This window comes from Microterricola gilva (assembly GCF_004217495.1).
Lineage (GTDB): Bacteria > Actinomycetota > Actinomycetes > Actinomycetales > Microbacteriaceae > Microterricola > Microterricola gilva.
Genome location: NZ_SHLC01000001.1, coordinates 3294586 through 3313876, shown reverse-complemented (window position 1 = coordinate 3313876; position 19291 = coordinate 3294586). Strand labels below are relative to the sequence as shown.

General features: G+C 66.9%; 22 protein-coding genes. 19 read left to right on the top strand and 3 right to left on the bottom strand.

Features of this window, described 5'->3' with window-relative positions:
- Window positions 1-51 precede the first annotated feature (51 nt).
- The 17 genes from EV379_RS15380 (at window position 52) to EV379_RS15300 (ending at window position 13323) form a co-directional block, all read left to right on the top strand.
- Window positions 52-381, top strand: a complete 330-nt coding sequence (locus tag EV379_RS15380; protein WP_130506908.1) for a hypothetical protein — start codon at window positions 52-54, stop codon at window positions 379-381.
- Window positions 378-1829 carry a terminase large subunit domain-containing protein gene (locus EV379_RS15375; RefSeq protein ID WP_130506907.1) on the top strand — a complete coding sequence of 484 codons (1452 nt, stop codon included), beginning with the start codon at window positions 378-380 and terminating at the stop codon, window positions 1827-1829. Before EV379_RS15380 ends, EV379_RS15375 begins: the two co-directional genes overlap by 4 nt.
- A 55-nt stretch (window positions 1830-1884) precedes the next feature.
- Entirely contained in the window at window positions 1885-3048 is a 1164-nt protein-coding gene (locus EV379_RS15370) for a phage portal protein (protein WP_130506906.1), read from the top strand.
- On the top strand, window positions 3041-4675 hold the full coding sequence (locus EV379_RS15365; RefSeq protein WP_130506905.1) for an HK97 family phage prohead protease: 1635 nt from the start codon (window positions 3041-3043) through the stop codon (window positions 4673-4675). The genes EV379_RS15370 and EV379_RS15365 overlap by 8 nt, the downstream gene beginning before the upstream one ends.
- 4 nt (window positions 4676-4679) lie before the next feature.
- Entirely contained in the window at window positions 4680-5009 is a 330-nt protein-coding gene (locus EV379_RS15360) for a hypothetical protein (RefSeq protein ID WP_207226277.1), read from the top strand.
- A complete protein-coding gene (locus EV379_RS15355; RefSeq protein ID WP_130506904.1) occupies window positions 5006-5389 on the top strand; it encodes a hypothetical protein in 384 nt (127 codons plus the stop codon). The genes EV379_RS15360 and EV379_RS15355 overlap by 4 nt, the downstream gene beginning before the upstream one ends.
- A gap of 1 nt (window position 5390) precedes the next feature.
- On the top strand, window positions 5391-5828 hold the full coding sequence (locus EV379_RS15350) for a hypothetical protein (protein ID WP_130506903.1): 438 nt from the start codon (window positions 5391-5393) through the stop codon (window positions 5826-5828).
- Complete coding sequence (locus tag EV379_RS15345) at window positions 5828-6232, top strand: hypothetical protein (RefSeq protein WP_130506902.1); 405 nt, start codon at window positions 5828-5830, stop codon at window positions 6230-6232. The genes EV379_RS15350 and EV379_RS15345 overlap by 1 nt, the downstream gene beginning before the upstream one ends.
- A 22-nt stretch (window positions 6233-6254) precedes the next feature.
- The gene (locus EV379_RS15340; RefSeq protein ID WP_130506901.1) at window positions 6255-6548 is read left to right on the top strand and encodes a hypothetical protein; all 294 of its coding nucleotides are present in this window, start codon (window positions 6255-6257) and stop codon (window positions 6546-6548) included.
- A gap of 140 nt (window positions 6549-6688) precedes the next feature.
- A complete protein-coding gene (locus EV379_RS15335; protein WP_130506900.1) occupies window positions 6689-8773 on the top strand; it encodes a phage tail protein in 2085 nt (694 codons plus the stop codon).
- Window positions 8770-9264 carry a hypothetical protein gene (locus EV379_RS15330; RefSeq protein ID WP_130506899.1) on the top strand — a complete coding sequence of 165 codons (495 nt, stop codon included), beginning with the start codon at window positions 8770-8772 and terminating at the stop codon, window positions 9262-9264. Before EV379_RS15335 ends, EV379_RS15330 begins: the two co-directional genes overlap by 4 nt.
- The gene (locus tag EV379_RS15325) at window positions 9264-11297 is read left to right on the top strand and encodes a fibronectin type III domain-containing protein (RefSeq protein ID WP_130506898.1); all 2034 of its coding nucleotides are present in this window, start codon (window positions 9264-9266) and stop codon (window positions 11295-11297) included. Before EV379_RS15330 ends, EV379_RS15325 begins: the two co-directional genes overlap by 1 nt.
- 10 nt (window positions 11298-11307) lie before the next feature.
- On the top strand, window positions 11308-11895 hold the full coding sequence (locus EV379_RS15320) for a phage tail protein (protein ID WP_130506897.1): 588 nt from the start codon (window positions 11308-11310) through the stop codon (window positions 11893-11895).
- A 16-nt stretch (window positions 11896-11911) separates the two neighbouring features.
- The gene (locus EV379_RS15315) at window positions 11912-12154 is read left to right on the top strand and encodes a hypothetical protein (protein ID WP_130506896.1); all 243 of its coding nucleotides are present in this window, start codon (window positions 11912-11914) and stop codon (window positions 12152-12154) included.
- On the top strand, window positions 12151-12879 hold the full coding sequence (locus tag EV379_RS15310; RefSeq protein WP_130506895.1) for a murein hydrolase activator EnvC family protein: 729 nt from the start codon (window positions 12151-12153) through the stop codon (window positions 12877-12879). The genes EV379_RS15315 and EV379_RS15310 overlap by 4 nt, the downstream gene beginning before the upstream one ends.
- A 9-nt stretch (window positions 12880-12888) precedes the next feature.
- Entirely contained in the window at window positions 12889-13104 is a 216-nt protein-coding gene (locus tag EV379_RS15305) for a hypothetical protein (RefSeq protein ID WP_130506894.1), read from the top strand.
- Between the two features lie 9 nt (window positions 13105-13113).
- Window positions 13114-13323, top strand: coding sequence for a hypothetical protein (locus EV379_RS15300; protein ID WP_130506893.1), 210 nt, complete (start codon window positions 13114-13116; stop codon window positions 13321-13323).
- Between the two features lie 58 nt (window positions 13324-13381).
- Here EV379_RS15300 and EV379_RS15295 read toward each other — a convergent pair whose 3' ends face one another.
- Window positions 13382-13630, bottom strand: coding sequence for a hypothetical protein (locus EV379_RS15295; RefSeq protein ID WP_130506892.1), 249 nt, complete (start codon window positions 13628-13630; stop codon window positions 13382-13384).
- The gene (locus EV379_RS15290; protein ID WP_130506891.1) at window positions 13627-14583 is read right to left on the bottom strand and encodes a tyrosine-type recombinase/integrase; all 957 of its coding nucleotides are present in this window, start codon (window positions 14581-14583) and stop codon (window positions 13627-13629) included. Before EV379_RS15290 ends, EV379_RS15295 begins: the two co-directional genes overlap by 4 nt.
- A gap of 30 nt (window positions 14584-14613) precedes the next feature.
- On the opposite strand from EV379_RS15290, the gene EV379_RS15285 reads away from it, so the two are divergent.
- On the top strand, window positions 14614-14907 hold the full coding sequence (locus EV379_RS15285; RefSeq protein ID WP_130506890.1) for a hypothetical protein: 294 nt from the start codon (window positions 14614-14616) through the stop codon (window positions 14905-14907).
- Here the strand turns inward: EV379_RS15285 and EV379_RS15280 are convergent.
- Entirely contained in the window at window positions 14883-15242 is a 360-nt protein-coding gene (locus EV379_RS15280; protein WP_130506889.1) for a hypothetical protein, read from the bottom strand. The two genes, EV379_RS15285 and EV379_RS15280, sit on opposite strands and share 25 nt — an antisense overlap.
- Window positions 15243-15857: 615 nt before the next feature.
- On the opposite strand from EV379_RS15280, the gene EV379_RS15270 reads away from it, so the two are divergent.
- A complete protein-coding gene (locus EV379_RS15270; RefSeq protein ID WP_165397387.1) occupies window positions 15858-19289 on the top strand; it encodes a glycosyl hydrolase family 95 catalytic domain-containing protein in 3432 nt (1143 codons plus the stop codon).
- Window positions 19290-19291: the final 2 nt, after the last annotated feature.

The following is a 19291-nucleotide window of genomic DNA, read 5'->3' as shown; positions in this document are numbered from 1 at the left end:
CCAGCCCTCATTTTCACGCGCAAGTTCAAACATTTCGACCAAGGAAAAGCCATGACAGCGAACGCCGAGCAACGCCCCATCGAGGCCACCGTAGACGCTCAGATTGACGCCGATTTGCGCCAGAAAGCCGAAGAATCCGGCGAACTCACCTTCCTCGGCTCGATCGAGGCGTTCATCGCGGTAAGCCGCTGGCTCGGCCCCGAGCACGGCCCCGCCTTGGTGACCCTGCGCGCCCTCGCCCGCCAGCTCGACCAGCGCGTGACGGCCGCCATGGTCGCCCAGTTCGGCGTCGCGTTCCGAGACCTCCGCTCGCAAGCACCATCCGCCCCGCCGGCCTCCGATGGCGTCGAGGACATCATCGACGAGGCCCGCAGCTCGTGACGCTGCTGCTGGAGGCCCCGGCATCCTCCCCGCCGTGGATGCCGACGCGGTACTCGCTGCCGCTCGCCGAGGACTTCACCACGCACGGCGACTGGCTGCTGCGCCTGGTCGATGTCGTGTGGAGGCTCCCGGACGGCTCGGCGCTTGAGCTGGACGAATGGCAGCGCTGGCTGATCCGCGCGATGCTGGAGACCTACCCGGCCGGGCACAAGCGCGCAGGCGAGCTGCGCTATCGCCAGGTGCTCGTCTCGGTCAGCCGGCAGAACGGCAAGAGCGTGCTCGGCGCGATCCTCGGCCTCTACGGGCTCGTGAGAGAAGCCGGCGCGCTCGTCATCGGCATCGCATCATCGGCCGAGCAAGCCCGAATCATCTACGCCCGCCTACTGTCCGTCATCCGTGGCAACAAGTCCCTCGCCGCCCGCTTCGCCCGCCTGACCGACACACGTGGTATCCAGTCGCTCGACGGCGGCCGCTACGAGATCAAGCCCTCGAAGTCTGCCGCCGTCCAGGGCCTCGACCTCACCGTTGGCCTGGTGGACGAGCTGCACATCACCAAGCCCGAGCTGTGGTCGGACATGGTGAACGGCTCCGCCGCCCGCCGCTCCGGAGTCGTCATCGGCCTCACGACCGCCGGCGACGACTCCAGCGAGCTGCTGCTCCAGCTCTACAAGAACGCCGAGGATCCCGGCGCGCGATTCGGATTCTTCATCTGGGAGGCCCCCGAGGCCCGCATCCCCGAGGACGACGAGACGCTAGGGGCCTACCTCTGCGCGGCATCCCCCGGGCTCGCGTGCGGCCGGCTCGACCTGGAGACCGCCATCAGCGACGTGCGCGGCCTGCCCGAGCCGGACGCGATCCGCTACCGCCTCAACCGCTTCACCGCCTCCTCCAACGCCTTCATCACCCTCGACCTCTGGAGCAAGCAGCGCCGGCCCTCCGGCCAGGCCTTCCCGAGCGGCCGGCCGATCTTCACCTTCGATCGCACGCCCGACTGGGGCTTTGCCGCCATCACGGCCACCGTCAAGGCCGGCCCCGACACCCATTCCGAACTCGTCGCGTCGATCACCAACCCGAACCTGGAACAGCTCGTCGCCGTCGCCGTCGAGCTCAACCGATTCTCGCCCGTCGTGTTCGCCATGGACGGGTACGCGCTCAAAGACCTCGGCCTCGAACTCAAGAAGCGCGGCCTGCCCGTCTGGATCGCCAACCAGGGCGACGTGATCAACGCCTCCGCGCTGCTCTACGCCAAGCTCAGCACCGGCAAGCTCTGGCACGCCGGCGACCCGCTGCTCACGCTCCAGGTGCCGCGCACCGTGCGGAAGAACATCGGCGAGCAGTTCCGCATCAGCCGTGGCGACTCGTCCATCGAGATCGACGGCGTGCTCTCCACCGCCATCGGCGTGTTGGCCGCAGAGACGCGCAGCGACGACACGCTGCAAGTGTTCTAGCTTTTGGAATCCTTAGCCTGCTCTCCGTTCGATCACAGACACGGAGGGCAGGCACATGGGGCGCATCGCGGATTGGCTGCTCGGCCCGGTTCCCGCCGAGCCGACGCACACGCGATCGGAGGAAACGCTGGCATCTGACCCGAGCACCGCGCTAGTCATCCCGCCGCGTGCCGGCTCCGGCAGCACCCGGTCGGTCAGCGCCGGCGAAGCGCTCGGAGTGTCGATGGCCTACCGGGCTATCCAGATTCACGCCGTCGCCAGCAAGCAGCTCTCGATAGTCGCACTCCGCGAGCGAGACGGCAAAGCACTCCCCATCGCCCCGTCCCTGGTGCGCCGCCCCGACGTTCGGCTCACCCGCTCGTCGTTCGTCGAACAGTGCGTCGTCTCCCTCGCCAGCCAGGGCAACGCCTACTGGCTCAAGTCGTTCGAGGCTCCCGGCGTCGTGCGCAACGTCCAGTGCCTCAACCCGCTCGACGTGGTGCCCATGGGCGACGCGAACGGCGAGCTCGCCGGCTACAGCTACCGGGGTCGCGATCTGAACATTGACGAGGTGCAGCACCTCAGCCTGCTGCGCGTTCCCGGCTCCCTCAAGGGCCTCGGCCCGATCCAGGCCGCACAGGTCGAGCTGCGCGGAGCCCTCGATCTCCGCGACTACTCGCAGAACTGGTTCCAGGACTCCGGCATCCCCAACGGCGTGCTGAAGTCCGATCAGCACCTCCAGTCCGACACGGCCGCCCAGGCGAAAGCGACGTGGAACGAGTCGCAGGGAGCCAAGAAGGGCGTCGCCGTCCTCGGTGCCGGCCTCAGCTACCAGCCGATCTATCTCTCGCCGGCCGACGCCCAATTCCTCGAGTCGCAGAAGTTCACCGTCACCCAGATCGCTCGCCTGTTCGGCGTGCCGGCCTCGCTCATGCTGGCATCCGTCGAGGGCTCCGCGCAGACCTACGCGAACGTCGAACAGGACTGGCTGGGCTACGTCCGGTTCGCGCTCATGGCGTACCTGGTCGAGATCGAGGATGCCCTCTCCGACCTGCTGCCGCGCGGCACCGTCGCCAAGTTCAACATCGAGGCGCTGCTCCGCGCCGACACCACCACCCGCTACGGCGCACACAAGACCGGCATCGAGGCCGGCTTCCTCACCATCCCCGAAGTGCGCGCGATCGAGAACCTGCCGCCGCTGCCCGAGACCACGACGCCCAAGGAGATCCCCAATGACTGACATCGACACCCTGCTCGCCAAGCACTCCACCCGCGAGCTGGCGATTCGCTCCACCGACACCGAGCGCCGCGAGATCACCGGCATCGCCGTCCCCTGGGGCCAGCGCGCCGACATCGGCGGATGGTTCACCGAGGAGTTCGAGCGCGGCGCGATCCAGGACTCCGACGACGCCCTCTACTTTTACGGCCACCGCGAGCCCATCGGCCGCATCATCTCCCACCGCGACACGGAGGAAGGGTGGGAGATCACGGCCCTGGTCTCCAGCACCCGCGCCGGCGACGACGCCCTCACCCTCGCCCGCGACGGCGTACTCACCCGGCACTCGATCGGATTCCGCTTCGACCAGTACGAAGTCGATGAGTCGGGCGACGTGCCCCACATCACGCACAAGCGCTCAAAGGTGGACGAAGTGAGCCTCGTTCCCTTCCCCGCCTACGACGGCGCGACCGTCACCGACGTTCGCCACTCCCTCACCACCACCATCACCCAACCCCGCAAGGAGACCAGCATGTCCGGAACCGCTACCGACGACGCCCTCGACGTTCGCGCTCTCGCCATCGAGAGCAGCGAAGCGCTCGCAGACCTGGAGCGCCGCTTCGCCCTCATCCCGACCACGCCCACGGTCGCCGCGCCTGCCGGCGACACCCGCTCGGCCGGCGCATTCCTCAAGGCCCTCGTGGCCGGCGACGAGGACGCGATCCGCTCGTACAACGCCTCGCAGGAACACCTCTTCGACGAGGCGCAGACGCGCGCCTACGCCGGCGGCACGAGCGCCGACGCACCGGTCAAAGATGCCTGGGTCGGCGACCTCACCCGCATCTTCGACGCCTCCAGTGGCGTTCTCGCAAGCGCGTTCGCCACCGGCACCCTGCCCGCCCAGGGCAACAACATCGAGTACGCCCAGCTCCTCGCCAACACCACGACTGTTGAGGAGCAGGCCAACGAGGGCGACGACCTCAAGTTCGGCAAGGTCACGCTGGAGACGAAGACCGCCCCGGTCAAGACCTACGGCGGCTACACCCAGCTCACCCGCCAGCAGATCGAGCGCAGCACCCTGCCAGTGCTGAACCGCTCCCTCCAGGCGCTTGCCCTCGCCGCCGGCGCCAGAAAGAAGCTCGTCCTCCGCGCCGCGTTCAACGCCCTGGTCACCGCCCGACGCGCCATCGCCGGCGACGCCGGCGTCGTCCTGCTCGGCGCAACGCTCGCCGCCTCGACCGCCGCGCAGTGGACGGCCGCCATCATCGACGCCGCGATCAAGTACGACGCCGAGAACGCCGGCATCGACGCGATGCTCGTCTCGCCCAACGTGTTCAAGCGCCTCGACGCCCTCACAATCGCCGGCGACAAGGCCCTCAAGGTCACCGACGAGAGCAAGTCGATCGGCACGCTCAACCTCGTCGGCCTGACGGGCAGCCTCGCCGGGCTGAAGGTCGCGGCCGACCCCGGCCAGACCGGCGATCAGGCCTCGTTCGTGAACGGCGAGGCGATCCGCCAGTACGACAGCTCGCTCGTCAGCCTCCAGGACGAGAACATCATCAACCTCTCCAAGGACTTCAGCGTCTACCGCTACGGCGCAGTCGCCCCCGAGGTTCCCCAGTTCGTCGTCCCGATCAAGTTCGGAGCGTAAGGCCATGGCCTCCGCCGACCTCATCACTCGCCTCACCGACTACGTGAAGGCCGACGCACACTCAGTGTCGTCGTCCGACGAGAAGTTCATCGAGACGTGCCTGGACGAGGCGGAGGCCCTGGTCTCGGCCCGGGTCGGAACGGCCACCGTGCCGACCCCGATCCTGGAGCGCGCGCAGATCGAAGTCGGCTCGGAGCTGTACAACCGGCGGAGCGCCCCGAACGGCATCAGCCAGTTCTCGGCCCCCGACGGCTCAGCCATCCGCGTCGCCCGCGATCCGATGGTCGCCGCCTACCCGATCCTCCAGCCGTACCTCCCGCTGGGGCTCGCATGAGCGGCGACCTGCTCGTCCTCCGCGAGGATCTGGTCGATTCCCTCGCCGGCCTCGACCTGAACACCTACACCCACATACCCGGCCGGATGGCGCTGCCTGGCGCATTCGTCATGGCCGGCTCCCCCTACATCGAGCAGGGCCAGACCTTCGGAGAGCGAACCGTTCGCTTCGAGGTCGTGCTCTGCACCCAGCAAGGCGACAACGCCTCCGAGACGCCCGCCCTGGACGAGCTGATCGAGGGCGCTCAGGCCCGTCTGGAGGCCGCCGGCTGGCAGGTCGAGCAGATCAGCCAGCCCTACACCCAGAGCTTCAACAACGCCCAGGGCCTCGTCACCGCCATCACCGTCACGACCGACGTGACCTTCACACAAGGAGTCTGAAATGGGTTCACCCCGCATCAAAGGCAACAAGAAGCCCGTCCTCACCCTCGGCACCCCGGGGGCTGACCAGTCCGCCGACATCATCTCGTGGTCGATCGAGAACGAGGAGGCCGACTCCGACGTTGTGACGTTCGAGGACGCGGCCTCCGGCGGAGCGCGCCAGTACTTCCTGCGCGGCGCTGCGATCCAGTCCACCGCCTCGACCTCATTCTGGCGGTACGTGTGGGAGAACACCGGCGAGACGGACATTCCGTACACGGTCGCCCCGCACGGCAACGCCATCGCGACCGCCGAGGAGCCGCACTTCGTCGGCACGCTGACCATCGGCGCGAAGCCGACCATCGGCGGCGAAGCCTCGACCTCGCGCTCGTCCGCGTTCCAGTTCGACTACGAGTTCGAGATCGAGGGCGAGCCCGTCATGGACTCGGGCACCCCGTAATGACCACCCAGGCGGGCAGCGGCTTCCACCAGGGCGGCACCGTCCTGGTGGAGGGCGTCGCCGAGGTCAGCCGGCGGTTGCGCGCCGCCGGCTCCGACCTCAGCGAGATGTCGGAGCTAATGCACCGCCTGGGCAACATCGTCATCGCCAACGCGCGCGTTCCCGCCAAGTCGGGGTCGCTCGCCAGCACACTCCGCGCGGGCAAGGGCAAGACCAAAGCCGTTGTCCGCGCGGGGTACCGCAACCGGGGAGCCCACGCCGGCGTTGTCCACTACGGCGACCCGCACCGAGGCACCCGCCCCCAGCCGTTCCTCACCGACGCGCTCAAGCGCTCCCAGGGCCGCATCGTGAGCGAACTCTCCGCCGGCATCACCACGATCCTCCACAACAACGGGCTCAAGTAGCCCCCAGCAGAAACGAGACCCCATGGCAACGTTCGACTTCGACTCCCTCACCCTCGGCGAGGTGGCCACGATCGAGGATCTCTCCAATCAGTCCATCTCGACCATCGCCGACGCGACCTCGCCCAAGGGCAAGGCCCTCGCCGCTCTCGCCATGGTCGTCAAGCGCCGCAGCGGCGAGCCGGGCTTCACCTTCAACCAGGCCATGGGCCTGACCCTCGACCAGGCGAACGAGGTGATCGGCCTGAACGAGCCCGAGCCCGGGCAGGACACCGACGAGGGAAAAGGCGAGCCCTCCGACGAGAGCGCGATCGAGTAAAGGCGAGCTTCGTGCTCCTCGGCATCGCGCCGACGGAGTACGACCAGCTCACCCTGGGCGAGCGCGACGCCATCGCCCAGGAAGCCAGCCGGCGTAACCGGCGACCCCGCTAACAGCCCCACCCAGGAAGGACGCCCGAGATGGCCGGTAACACCGTCGTCGTCAGCATCACCGGAAACGCCAAGAGCCTCCAGCGCGCGCTCGGTGACAGTGAGACCGGCCTCTCGAAGTTCGGCAAGGTCGCCGCCGCCATCGGCGTCGCTGCCGGCGTCGCCGTCGCCGCGATCGGCACCAAGGCCGTCCGCAGCGCCTCCGACCTGGAGCAGGCCATGGGCGGTATGTATGCCGTGTTTGGCCAGAGTGGCACTCAGATGGAAGCGTGGGCGACCAAGGCCGCCAACTCGGTCGGCCTGGCCAAGAGCGAGTACGCCTCACTCTCCACCGTGCTCGGCGCCCAGCTCAAGAACATGGGCGTCGCCCAAGACCAGCTCGCCGGCCAGACTGACAAGCTCGTCGGCCTCGGCGCTGACCTCGCCGCCCAGTTCGGCGGCTCGACCTCGGATGCCGTGTCTGCCCTCTCCTCGCTGCTGCGCGGCGAGCGTGACCCGATCGAGCGCTACGGCGTCTCGATGAACGAGGCCGCGCTGAAAGCGAAGATGGCGGAGATGGGGCTGTCCGGCCTGACCGGCGAGGCCGAGAAGAACGCCAAGCTCCAGGCCACCCTCGCACTGCTCTACCAGCAGACCGCCGACGCCCAGGGCGCATTCTCCCGCGAGAGCACCACCCTCGCCGGTGCGCAGCAGCGCCTCGCCGCCGGCAGCGAAAACCTGTTTGCCACCCTCGGTTTCTCGCTTCTGCCGGCAGTGACCGCCGTGAGCGCCGCCCTCGGAACTCTCGTGAACCGGGTGCAGGAGTCGGCCGCGTTCGAGGCGTTCACCGGCTACCTCACCGACGCCTCCAACAGCTTCGCCGACTTCGTGTTCGGCCTCCTCAACGGCACCGCCACCCTCGACTTCAGCGGCATGTTTCAGGGCCTCCTCGACGCCGCCGTGAGCGGCATCCAGTCGGCGGCCAACTGGCTCGCAGCCGGCGGCGCGGCCACCATCGTCAACAGCATCGTCGCCGGCCGAAGCGCCGTGTTCGACGCCGCACTCCAAGTCTTCCCCGCGATCCTGCAAGCACTGGTCGCGGCCATCCCCGCGATCGTCACCGGCCTCGTCGTGCTCGTCACCCAACTCGCCCAGATGCTTGTCGCCCAGGCCCCGCTCATCCTCGCCGGCGCGATCCAGTTGTTCCAGGGGCTCCTCAACGCGCTCATCGAGGTGCTGCCGGTGCTGCTTGCCGGCATCATCGCCCTGCTGCCCCCGATCCTGGAAACCCTCATCGCGATGATCCCCGTGCTGCTAACGGCCGCCGTCCAAGTCTTCACCTCTCTGGTCGAAGCATTGCCGGTCATCCTGCCGCTACTCATCACCGCCATCGTGGCGCTGCTGCCCAAGCTGATCGAGACGCTGCTGAACCTCATCCCCGCGATCCTGGATGCGGCCGTCCAACTCTTCACATCGCTCGTGGAGTCGCTGCCGATCATCCTGCCGCTGCTCGTCGTAGCGATCCTTGAGCTGCTGCCCAAGATCATCACCACCGTCATCGGGATGATCCCCAAACTGATCGATGCGGCCGTGAAACTCTTCACCGGCATCGTGGAGGCCATCCCCAAGGTGCTGCCCCAGCTCATCCGAGCGCTCATTGACCTGGCACCCACGATGATCTCCACCCTCATCGGCCTCGTGCCCCAGCTCATCCGCGCCGGTGTCGATCTGATCGGCGGCCTCGTCCAAGGCCTCTGGAACGCCGGCGGCGCAGTCGGCTCCGCACTGCTCGACATCGCCGGCAGCGCTATCGACGGATTCCTCGGATTGCTCGGCATCCACTCGCCGTCTCGCCTGTTCGCCGGCTACGGCAAGAACGTGATCCAGGGCCTCGTCAAAGGCCTCGACGGCAACGCACGCCTGGTGGACAAGAGCCTGGACGGGCTCGCCGGCCGCGTCTCCGACTTCGGCCCCACCCTTGCCACCCCCGACCTCAGCTTCACAGCATCGGCCGGCGGCACCGCCCCGGCCCCGACCTACCAGGTGTACGTCAACACACTCAACCCGACCGCCGAGACCGGCCGAATCATCGTCCAGTCCATACGCGACTACGAGACCGCAGGAGGCCGGCTGTGATCATCGAGCGGCCCCTCCGCGGGAAAGTTGACGTGCAGGCGTTCGAGGGCGGCCTGTGGGTCACCTACATCGCCAACGCGACCGGCGTCTCCATCCGACGCGGCGGTAGCCGAGACGGCCTCGGCGTGAAGACCGACGTCGGTCTGTGCTCGTTCACTCTCAAGAACACGCAAGACCCGCTCGCCGGCGGCACATTCGTGCCCGGCCAAGCGGTGCGGGTCGTCGGACTGCTCGGCCCGCTCTTTACCGGGCGTCTGGTAGACATCGCGTCCGCGTACCCGCTCGACAAGCAGAACGGTCAGAGCCGGGCAATGGTCACCGTGACCGTGGCCGACGCGGTGCGAGTCCACGCCAGCACGCCGCGCTATGGGGTCACCATCGCCGCCGGCTTCGAAACGTTTGAGTCGCGCATCAACCGTCTGGCCGGGTCCGCTCAGGCTCCGGTCCAGGTGCCGACCGTCGGAGCACCCCGGGAGGTGTACAGCTTCTAATGGCCACATTCGACGCAGGTCTCGCCGCCGGCTACGTTCTCCGCCTGGAGGTCGCTCAGGGGCCACAGACCGGCAACAGCTCCACTGTCTTCTGGTCGCTCCGCATCATCAAGGGCGCCGGCGAGGGCCGCCGCGCGGAAGGCCCGCACTACTGGTCTGCGAACCTCGGTGGCATCCCGGTTGGCGGCTCGATCCCCGCCTATGACTTCCGCAACTACGGCGAGCTGTACCTGGCCGATAGCTCCGTCAACCTCGCGCACAACGCCGCCGGGTACCTCACCGCGTCATTTAGCGCCAGCTACGACGACAACAACAGCTGGGGCGAGCTGGGTGACGGCTCCACCGGCGGCAACGTCTCGTTCATCCGCATCCCGAAAGCGCCGGCAGTCCCCACTGGACTGGCCGCAGGCAACACGACGCCGAGCTCTGTGACGCTCGGCTGGACTGCCCCGGACAACATGGGCGCGGCAATCACCGAGTATCAGGTTCAGTACGCGACCGACGCCGGCTTCACCACCAGCGTCGGCACCCAGACGTTTGCCGGCACTGGTACCGCGGAGAAGACCGTGACGGGCCTCGCCGCCGGCCCGACGTACTGGTTCCGGGTGCGTGCACGCAACAGCCAGGGCTACAGCGGCTACTCCAGTGCCGTGTCGAAGACACCGGCGTTGCCCGCTCCCAACCTCACGGGTCTCACTCAGAACGCTGCCGCCGCCCTCATCGCTTCGTGGTCAGCTCCGAGTGTCACAACGGGCCTTGTGGGCTACCGGGTGCAGATCGCCACGAACCCGGCGTTCACAGCCGATCTGGTCACCGCCGACATCGGCAATGTGCTGAGCTACGCACACCCAGGCCTTGCCGGCGGCCGCACCTATTACGCCCGGGTCGCCGCCCGCACGGCAGGCGGAAGTAACACCTTCTCCAACACGCTCAGCTACCTGCTCGTGTTGGACTCCGGAGATCTGGATGGCTGGACGCGCGTGGGCGCCAAGCCCGCACAGATCTCATACTTCACCGCCTCCGGCCTCCGCCGTGGCATCGCCAACAGCAAACAGGCCCTCTGGCTGGAAAGCCTCTCCACCGCCGCCGTGACGCTCGCCGCCGACACATTCGGCATCCAGAAGGTCATCACCGGCCTTGTCGTCGGCAAGGCCTACCGTTTCGAAGCAACCGGCACTCGCTCCGACAGCCCGCGCGGCGACGCTTACCGCCTGCGCGTGGTGAGCGAGGCCAGCGCCGCCCCGGTCACCCTCGGCACCGTGGCCACCCCGCTCGGCTTCGTGGAGTTCGTCGCCGACGCCACCTCGGTCACGGTGCAAATCCTCCTGGCCGAGACGGTCACCGTGGCCGGCGCAGAGAACGTGATCGAGCGCGCGGCCTTCACCGGCATCAAGCTGCTGGAGCTGAACACCGACTACCCGCAGCGCCTCCGGGAGACCGTGCTCGAGTCCGACCTTGCTACCCACTTTGACCTCGCATGTAACTCGGTCGGAGCGTCATGGGGCGTTGGCAAAGACGGCACAACACGCTTCCTCCTCCCCGGCACAGCCCTGCCAGTCACGGCTGTGTTCTCCGATCAGGTGGACGACAACGCGCAGAGCTATATCGACATCTCGGCCGGCTACGACACTCGCGCGATGACCAACCGTCTCGTCGTCACCAACTACGGCGTCGATGAGACCAGAGCCAACGAGAAGAACGATGAGCTGGTCGTCACAACCCCGGCATCCATCACCGCGTACGGCACCCGCTCCCAGACCCTCCGAACCAACCTTTACAGCGAAGTGCCCTACGGGGCGGCCCTCACCGACCGCCTGGCCGCGATCCTCGATGCACGCGACCAGCCGGAGCTGCTCGTCTCCCAGCTTCGAATGAACGCCCAGCAAGACCTCGCCATGGCCAACACCCTCGACGTCGGTCAGCGCATCATCGTGCACTTCAACGGCGTACAGCAGGACTCCCAGATCATCGCCATCACCCACGACATCCAACCCACCCGCTGGCTCGTCACCATCGACCTCCAACCGCTCTAGGACACTCGCTATGGCATTTCGCGACATCGAAGACCGGCTCCGCATCCTGGAGTCTAAGAACTCCGCCCAAGCCCTCGACCTGATCGCCCTCCAGGGTGCGCTCAGCGCCGCGACGGCCCGGGGCGTCCCCACCGGCGTGGTGCAAGAGTTCGCCGGCACCGCCGCGCCGGCCGGCTGGCTGCTCTGCCAGGGGCAAGCCGTTTCACGCACAACCTATGCGGCCCTGTTCGCTGCGATCGGAACCGCGCACGGTGCCGGGAACGGTTCGTCCACGTTCAACGTGCCCGACCGTCGCGGCCGTGTCGGCGTCGGCCTCGACACAGCCCAAACCGAGTTCAACACCCTCGGCAAGACCGGCGGCTCGAAGTCGCACGCGCTCACCCCCGCTGAAGGCCCGGTTCACAGCCACAGCCCCGCCGCAATTGTCGATGCCACGATCCTCAAATGGGGCGCGGGATCAGCCTCAGGCACGGGCAACGCGTACCTGTCCAGCACCGGCACCGGCTCCAACGTCACCAAAACCGGCGACGCGGGCGGCGGTGCTGCCCACAACAACCTCCAGCCCTACGTCACCGAAAACTTCATCATCCGCACCTAGTAGAAAGCGAACCGCATTGATCCAGCAAACCGAGAACACCACAACCCACACCACCATCCGCTACACCGCGCCGGCCGCCGACACCTCGCAGATGGTCGCCGAAGTGGAGAACGGTGTAGCCACGTTCACCGTCAGCGGCACCACCCAGGTTGTGCCCGTCGAATCCCTGCCGGCATACCTCGCCCTCGTCGCGGCAGTCCAGGCGGCCGTCATCCCGACGCCGACGCCGGCACCGAACCCGGCCCTGGAGCAACAGTGAGCGGCCAGACAGAACGAACCGGAAGGCACACCCTGCAGATCATCAAGGCAGCACGCGGCGGCATCACTGGGCACTTCGGCGACACCGACGTTCCGGGTGCCAACGTCAAGCGCCACGGCGGCATGGACATCGGCCACGGAACCAAGACCGCCGCCGACCTCCTCGTCGTCGCGCCCGCAGCCGGCCGGGTCGTCTTCGCGGGCGAGCGCGGCACCTACGGGCTGTGCATGATCTTCGACCACGGCGACGGCTGGGAGTCCCTACTGGCGCACCTCTCCGAAGTCACCGTCCACCCAGGCTCCGAGGTCGCCCAGGGGCAGGCGGTCGCCGTCATGGGCGACACCGGTGGCGACTGGCCCGTCCACCTCCACCAGGAGCTGCGCCTCGCCGGCACGCAGCTCGACCCCGAGAAGTACCTCACGAACACCCCGGTCGGGGGCGCCGGCACACCCATCACCACCACAGCAAGGAGAGACACCATGGCACGACCAATCCGGCAGGGAACACCTGGCCAGACCTACTACAACGGATGGGCGCTCATCGGGGAACTCACCTTTGAGCTGAACCCGTCCGACGAGGCCCGCGCCAACGAATGGGGCCGGATCTGGAACGGCAAGTCCGGCCAGTACGACACTGTGACCAGCACGGAGTTTCACGCCGCCCTGGCCGGCGTCAACCGCCGCCGCGCCATGATCGGCCAGCCCGCGCTCCCGCTGCCCCGGTAGCGCCCGCCCATGGCCGACGCCGTGCTGATTGCCCTGCTCGCCATGATCGGCGTGCTCGGCTCCGCGTTCGTCGCCGGCGGCATCACCCTCGTGCTGTCGCTGGCGAAGAACCGTCAGCAGAACCACCTGCTCTACCTCTGGAACCGCCAACTCGTCGATCACATCTATCGGGGCTACCCGCCACCACCACCCGAACCGCCGGAAGGGCTGTTCGGCAACCCCTAAGGAGAAATCATGGATACCCAGTTCCTGCCGCTGTCCGTCCGGCGCGGCCTTTACCTGGTCGCCCTCGCAGCGGCGGTTGCTGCGCCATTCGTGGCGATCGCAGCCCCCGAGTATGCACCACCGGTCGTGACGGCCTCCAGCATCCTCGCAGCGGCTGCGGTCGGGACGGCCCTGGCCAATCCGAGCGGACGCAAGTCGGGCGCGCACGCATCCGAGTAGCGCCAGGCGCAAGAAGAGACCGGGTTGCCACCGTGCAACCCGGTCTCTTCGCATCTAGCTAGGCGACGCGCTGCCCCCAGCGTTTGTGCGCCGCCTGGCGGGTCGTGCCGGCGGCATCCGCGATCGCTTGCCACGAGCGTCCACCCTCGTGCTGCCCGTCCACGGCATCGGCTATTGCTCGGTCGAGATCATCCCGAAGCGCCAGCAACTCACGTAGTTCGGGCTCGTCAGCTTCGGCCACGCGCCGACCTCCGGCCCGGATCATCCGGCGCAGCATCGACAGGTATTCAGACGTTTCGACACTCATATTGCTGCCCTTCCTTGTCGTGATTCTGGTGTCAACGTGGAGTTGACACTCGCCAGCGGTGCGCCGACGCGGCTAGCGCCTTCGACTATGCGGCGCAGTCGGTCGGTGGGCATCTTGACGTAGACGCGCACCATGTTTAGGCTCGCCCAGCCCATCAGCTCGGCTACCGCGTAGGGGTCGCCCTCGGCCATGACCCAGAACCGAGTTGCCGCGCGGTGGCGCAGCTTGTGAATCGTCCAGTCGCCTTCGAGCAAGTTGTTCACTCGCTTGCCGAGCCAGCGCGGCGAAATGTGCCCCTCGTCGTCGCCGGGGAACAAGTAGCCGGCCGGTCGAGCGAGGAGCGACCGGGCCATGACTCGGGTGAGTGGAACGGTGCGGAGCTTGCTGCCCTTGCCGTGCACGAGCAGGTCGAAGCCGAGAAGCGTTTCCTGGATGTCGCTGGAGTGAATCACCGAGATCTCTGCACGGCGTAGCCCGTGCTCGGCGGCCAGGTCTATCCAGATTGCTTCGTCAGCGTCGGCCCGCACGAGCGCTTCGAGGTAGACGCGATCGGGGACGGGGCGGGGGTTGGGGTCGGCTGCCTTTACGCGGTCTACTTGTTCGAGGGGATCATCTGTTGTCCACCCGGCGCGGATCGCCCAGCCGTAGAAGGATGCGAGTGTGCCGCGTCGGCCGCGTCGTGTCTCGCGTTCCCAGTTCTGTTGTGCAAGGTAGCCGACTAGCTCTGCGCCAGTCATGTGCCAGGGGCCAGAGCCGATGCGGCGGGCTAGGTGCTGTAGGTGCTCGCGTCGTGTACGGAGAGTCGTGCGGGGTGATCCAGCGGCGGTCTGCGCGTCGATGTAGTTGGTGATAGCTGTTGCCCACTCGGGCGGGATTGTGTTCATCCGCCGAACGTATGCCGGTGATCCAACCGTGTTGTTGCGTGACTCGGCCCCCTTCTTGGTGCCACTCATTCAGCACCCGCTTTCGGTAGTGTTCTGCTCATGTCTGATTCGATCCCCTCATCAACTCGTGAAACGCTGAGCGAGGACGCCCGTTCCCAGATCCTGAACGCGGAAGTTGCTAAGCAAGCTTCACGCGGCTGGAACGTTCAGACCGTCGCAGCGGGTCAGGCCGTGCTCTCCAGGAACAAGCGCATCGGCTGGTTTTGGAACACGATCCTCACGATCCTCACGGGAGGACTGTGGCTGATCGTGGTGATCGTTCGAGTTGTGAACCGGAAGAAGAACACACTCGTGATCACGGTGGATGCCTACGGCAAAGTGCGCACTAGCTGACTCTCATGCGCTTGGCCTGAATCACTCGGTTCGAGGTCGAACAGTGACACGGCTGCGCTCTCGCGATCGTCGAGCGTCAGCTGGCACTCGTTGCAGTAGTGCCCTGTAGCAGCGTCGCCACGGGCACACCAGCACGACGAGTTGTCGCAGCGCACAAAGCACAGTCGGCCGAGGTAGGTCCCCCAGGGCGTGACGAGATCGCCGCTGCCGACATAGATCGAGTCCTCGGGCAGCATCCACTCGATCGCCCCGTAGGCCGGTCGGTCACCGTAATCCCAGCGCACCCGCTGGCCGACCTCGAAGCGATCGACAGGGGCGGTCAGATCAACGCTCATGCCAGGGCCTCGGCGAGCACGTCGGAGGCCGCCCAGAGAACCAGCAGATCCTCGACGCAAACTACAGACCAGAAGGTTAGGGGTTCGAATCCCTTCGGGCGCACAGAGTACAAGGCCTCATCTTCGGATGGGGCCTTTTCTGTTTCCTCCGCTGCCATGGCGCGAGCGTTCGTGATCGTCGCCCCTCAGAGCGTGGCTTGACGACGCCCCTTGCTGCCGCGCATCGCGCATGCCGTCCTATTGCGGCTACTGGAGACGAGGCCTCGGCTCGCGCGTGATCTCTGAACGCTACAGGTGGACTCGCGACGAGGTCACCGACGCTTAAACATCGGATCTTCCGGGAAATCCGCGCCCGCTGCGACGATGCCGTCGCGGTTGCGCGATACGGCTCCTGTGTCCTCATAAAGGCGGACACGGGGAGCTGATACGAGCACGGCCGTCCATGACGGCCTCCCCGACACCCGCATACGGGGGTCGTTGACATCGGATGTTTGCCTCGATACGCTCATGCTGATTCCACCGCGGGGTCGATATCGAGCGTCTCGAGTCGGTACCCCGGGCGGTGGAAGGCGCGGTCAATCGCGCGTTCATGCATCACAAACGAAGAGGTTTGATATGGAAAGAACACGTCTATTTCTGCGCGCGGGTGCCGTGGCACTCGCCGCAACGGTTTGTATCGGCGTCGTGCCAGTGGGGGCGGCGCAGGCCGGCGTCCGCACGGTGACGGCGCAAGCGGATGCCGGCGCTGCGGCATCCGCCGCTGACTGGGAGAAGGTCAGCGCGATCGTCGGCGGCATCTACGGGGAATGGCGCGGAGACGCCTATGGCGGGGCGATCTCGAACAGCGTGCCCAACACCGCGCTGCTCGGGAACGGCGACGTCGGTGTCACCTCGTACGGCGCCAAGGGGCAGAAGTCGTTCCTCATCTCGAAGTCCGATTTCTACTCGGCTGGTGACCTGAAGGGTGTGTTCAACAGCGGCAACAACCTGACCAAGCCACTCCCGGTCGGGGGCATTACGATCCAGGGCAAGCCCGATGACGCGGCGTCCGAGCCCAATCTCGCTCCGACGCGGTCGGCGGTGTCCGCCAGCGGCCAGCACGACGCATTCGCTCCGGCGCTCGCCGTCAACGGCGCCATGCAGAACGACGCGAACGGCTACGGCTGGGTGACCGGCGTCGGCAGGACGCACTGGCTCGAGGTGTCGTTCCCCGAGGCGATCTCGGTGCAGCGCTGGGTGGTGAAGAACGACGGCGCCGTGCGCAGCGGCTACAGCGCGAACAACACGAGTGCGTTCCGGCTGCAGGTGAGTGAGACGGGTGGGCCGGGCGCCACCTGGACCGACGTCTCGGTGGTCGACAACAACACGGCTGACGTCTTCGACCAGAACCTCGAACAGGCTGTCTCGAGCAAGCACTTCCGGCTCTACGTGACGAACCCGCTGCAGCAGAGCAACACCGATGCCAACCCGCGGGCGCGCATCGGTCAGTTTGAGCTCTACGCCGAGACCAAGGCCCCGACCGCGCCGGAGGCAACGGTCGAGACGCACGAGAAGCAGGACATCCTGAACGCCACGATCGAGACCTCGATGGCGCTCGGCGGCGTACCCGTCGAGATGGACACCTGGTTGGCTCCGTCGGGCAACGTGATGGTCACCGAGCTCGTGTCCAAGGGCGACCGAGCCGTGGAGCTCGAGGTCCAGACGTGGGGCAAGCCGGGAAACGGCAGCTACCCCGTTGCAAGCAGCGTCGAGGACGGCGTCGCAACCGCGAACCGCTCCACCTTCAACAACGCACCGGCCAACCCGGATTCGTGGCGCTCGCAGGCCGCGCTTGCGACAGAGGTCGTCGGTGCGGAGACCACGGTGTCCGCCGACAGCGCGAAGGGCATGGGGCTCACGACGTTCACGCTGCCCGCTGGCGAAACCGTGCAGCTCGTGACCGCTGTCGGTGGCGGAGGCAAGAACTTCGGCCCCGACGGCACGCTTCTCACGGATGACCCGGTGGCTGAAGCCGTCGCGATGGTCGCCGATGCGGCATCCGCTGATCGCCTCGCAGCGCTCGAGGGCGAGCACGCCGATTGGTGGAAGGACTTCTGGTCGGCCTCGTACATCGACCTCCCCAACCGGCCGGAGGTGATGCGGTACTACTACGGCGCTCAGTACATGCTGGGCAGCACGTCGAGGGAGGGTGAACTCGCCCCCGGCCTCTTCGGGATCTGGCACACCACCGACAACCCCAGCTGGTCGGGTGACTACCACCTGAACTACAACTTCATCGCGACGTTCTACGGAACGAACTCGAGCAACCGCCCCGAGCTCTCGCTGCCCGCCGTCGATGCGATGCTGAGCTTCGTGCCGAAGGGCGTGCAGCGTGCGGCCGATCCGGCTCAGCTGCGCCGGATCAACAAGGGCTTCGTCGACGGCCGACCCGATCTGCAGAACGGCATCGCCGATGCCCTGCTCTACCCGGTCGGCATCGGACCGTGGGGAACGGTCACCGATGACAACTACCTGTCCGAGGCGCTCAACGCCGCATACAGCGCGTACCCGCTCATTCAGTACTACCACTACACCCAGGACACGGAGTATCTGGAAGAGCACATCTACGACTACCTGAAGAAGGCCGTCAACTTCTACGACGCCTGGCTCGACAAGTCCGGCGACACGTACACCCTGTTCGCCGGCTACAACGAGGGCTCCTGGGCGACCAACCCGGCGGTCGAGCTGGCCGCGCTGAAGAGCGTGCTCACCGAGCTCATCGACGCGAGTGTCGTGCTCGACAAGGATGCCGACAAGCGCGAGCACTGGCAGGGCATCCTCGACAAGCTGGCGCCGCAGCCGACCAGTGAGTGGGCGGGCAAGAAGGTCTACTCCCTTGCCGAGAAGGAGTGGAAGAACGGCCAGTGGGTGCCGCTCGCGAACCCGGTCCCCGGTGACGGCAACATCATCCCGCTCGACATCGTCGTGCCGGGCGGCCAGCTCGGTTACTACTCAACCGCGGACGAGCAGCAGACGGCCCGCAACACGATTGATGTGTTCGGCAACAACGCCTGGCGTCAGATCAACAACTTCCCGCGCATCTTCAACGATGCCGTGCAGTCGCGATATCCGGCGGACGGCGTGCTCGCCAACCTGACGAACACCATCAAGAGCCAGATCCAGCCGAACCTGCGCATCAGCGACGGCAACCACGGTGTCGAGAAGATCGGTGCCACCGCGGCGGTCAACAACATGCTGCTGATGACCGACCAGGGCGTCACGAAGGTGTTCCCGAACTGGGTCGCCGGCGAGAACGCCTCATTCAGCAAGCTCCGTGCGGAGGGCGCCTTCGTGCTCTCGGCGTCTTACGATGGAGCGAGCAACACGGTCAGCGAGATCTCGGTCACCAGCGAGGCGGGCAAGCCGCTCACGCTCGCGGTTCCGTGGGGCGAAGGCGTGCACGTCGTCGACTCCTCCGGGGCGACGATCGCGACCACGCTCGGCACCGCGCCGAACTGGTCGAGCGAGATCACGGCTACGTTCAACACGGTTGCCGGAGAGAGCTACACGGTGCGCCAGCAGGGCGAGCCGCACGCGATCAGCGTGAGGAATGGCGCCTCCACACCCGAGACGGCTCGCGCCGGCGACACGGTGACTCTGACGGCGAATGCCGCGGCCGACTTCCACGAGTTCGCGGGCTGGACCGGCGGCGGCGTGACCTTCGCCGATGCGGAGGAGGCCGAGACCACCTTCACGATGCCCGACCAGGACGTGGCGCTCGAGGCGACGTTCGCGAGCACGGTCCCCGTGCTTGCCGCGACCGCGAGGCAGCAGAACAAGCTGAGCGCGATCGACTTCGCGATCCGTAGCGCCAATGGCAAGGGCTACACGGTCTACGTCTCGGAATCGGGGGCGCCGGGAAGCTTCACCGAGTACGACGCGAAGTACAACTCGAAGGGCGCCCGCCTGTCAGGGTTGAAGGCCGGCCAGGAACTGTACGCGTACGTCGTCTACCGCGAGGGCGGCACGGTTGTGGAGGTGACGTCCACGGTCACGCTGACGCCATAGCC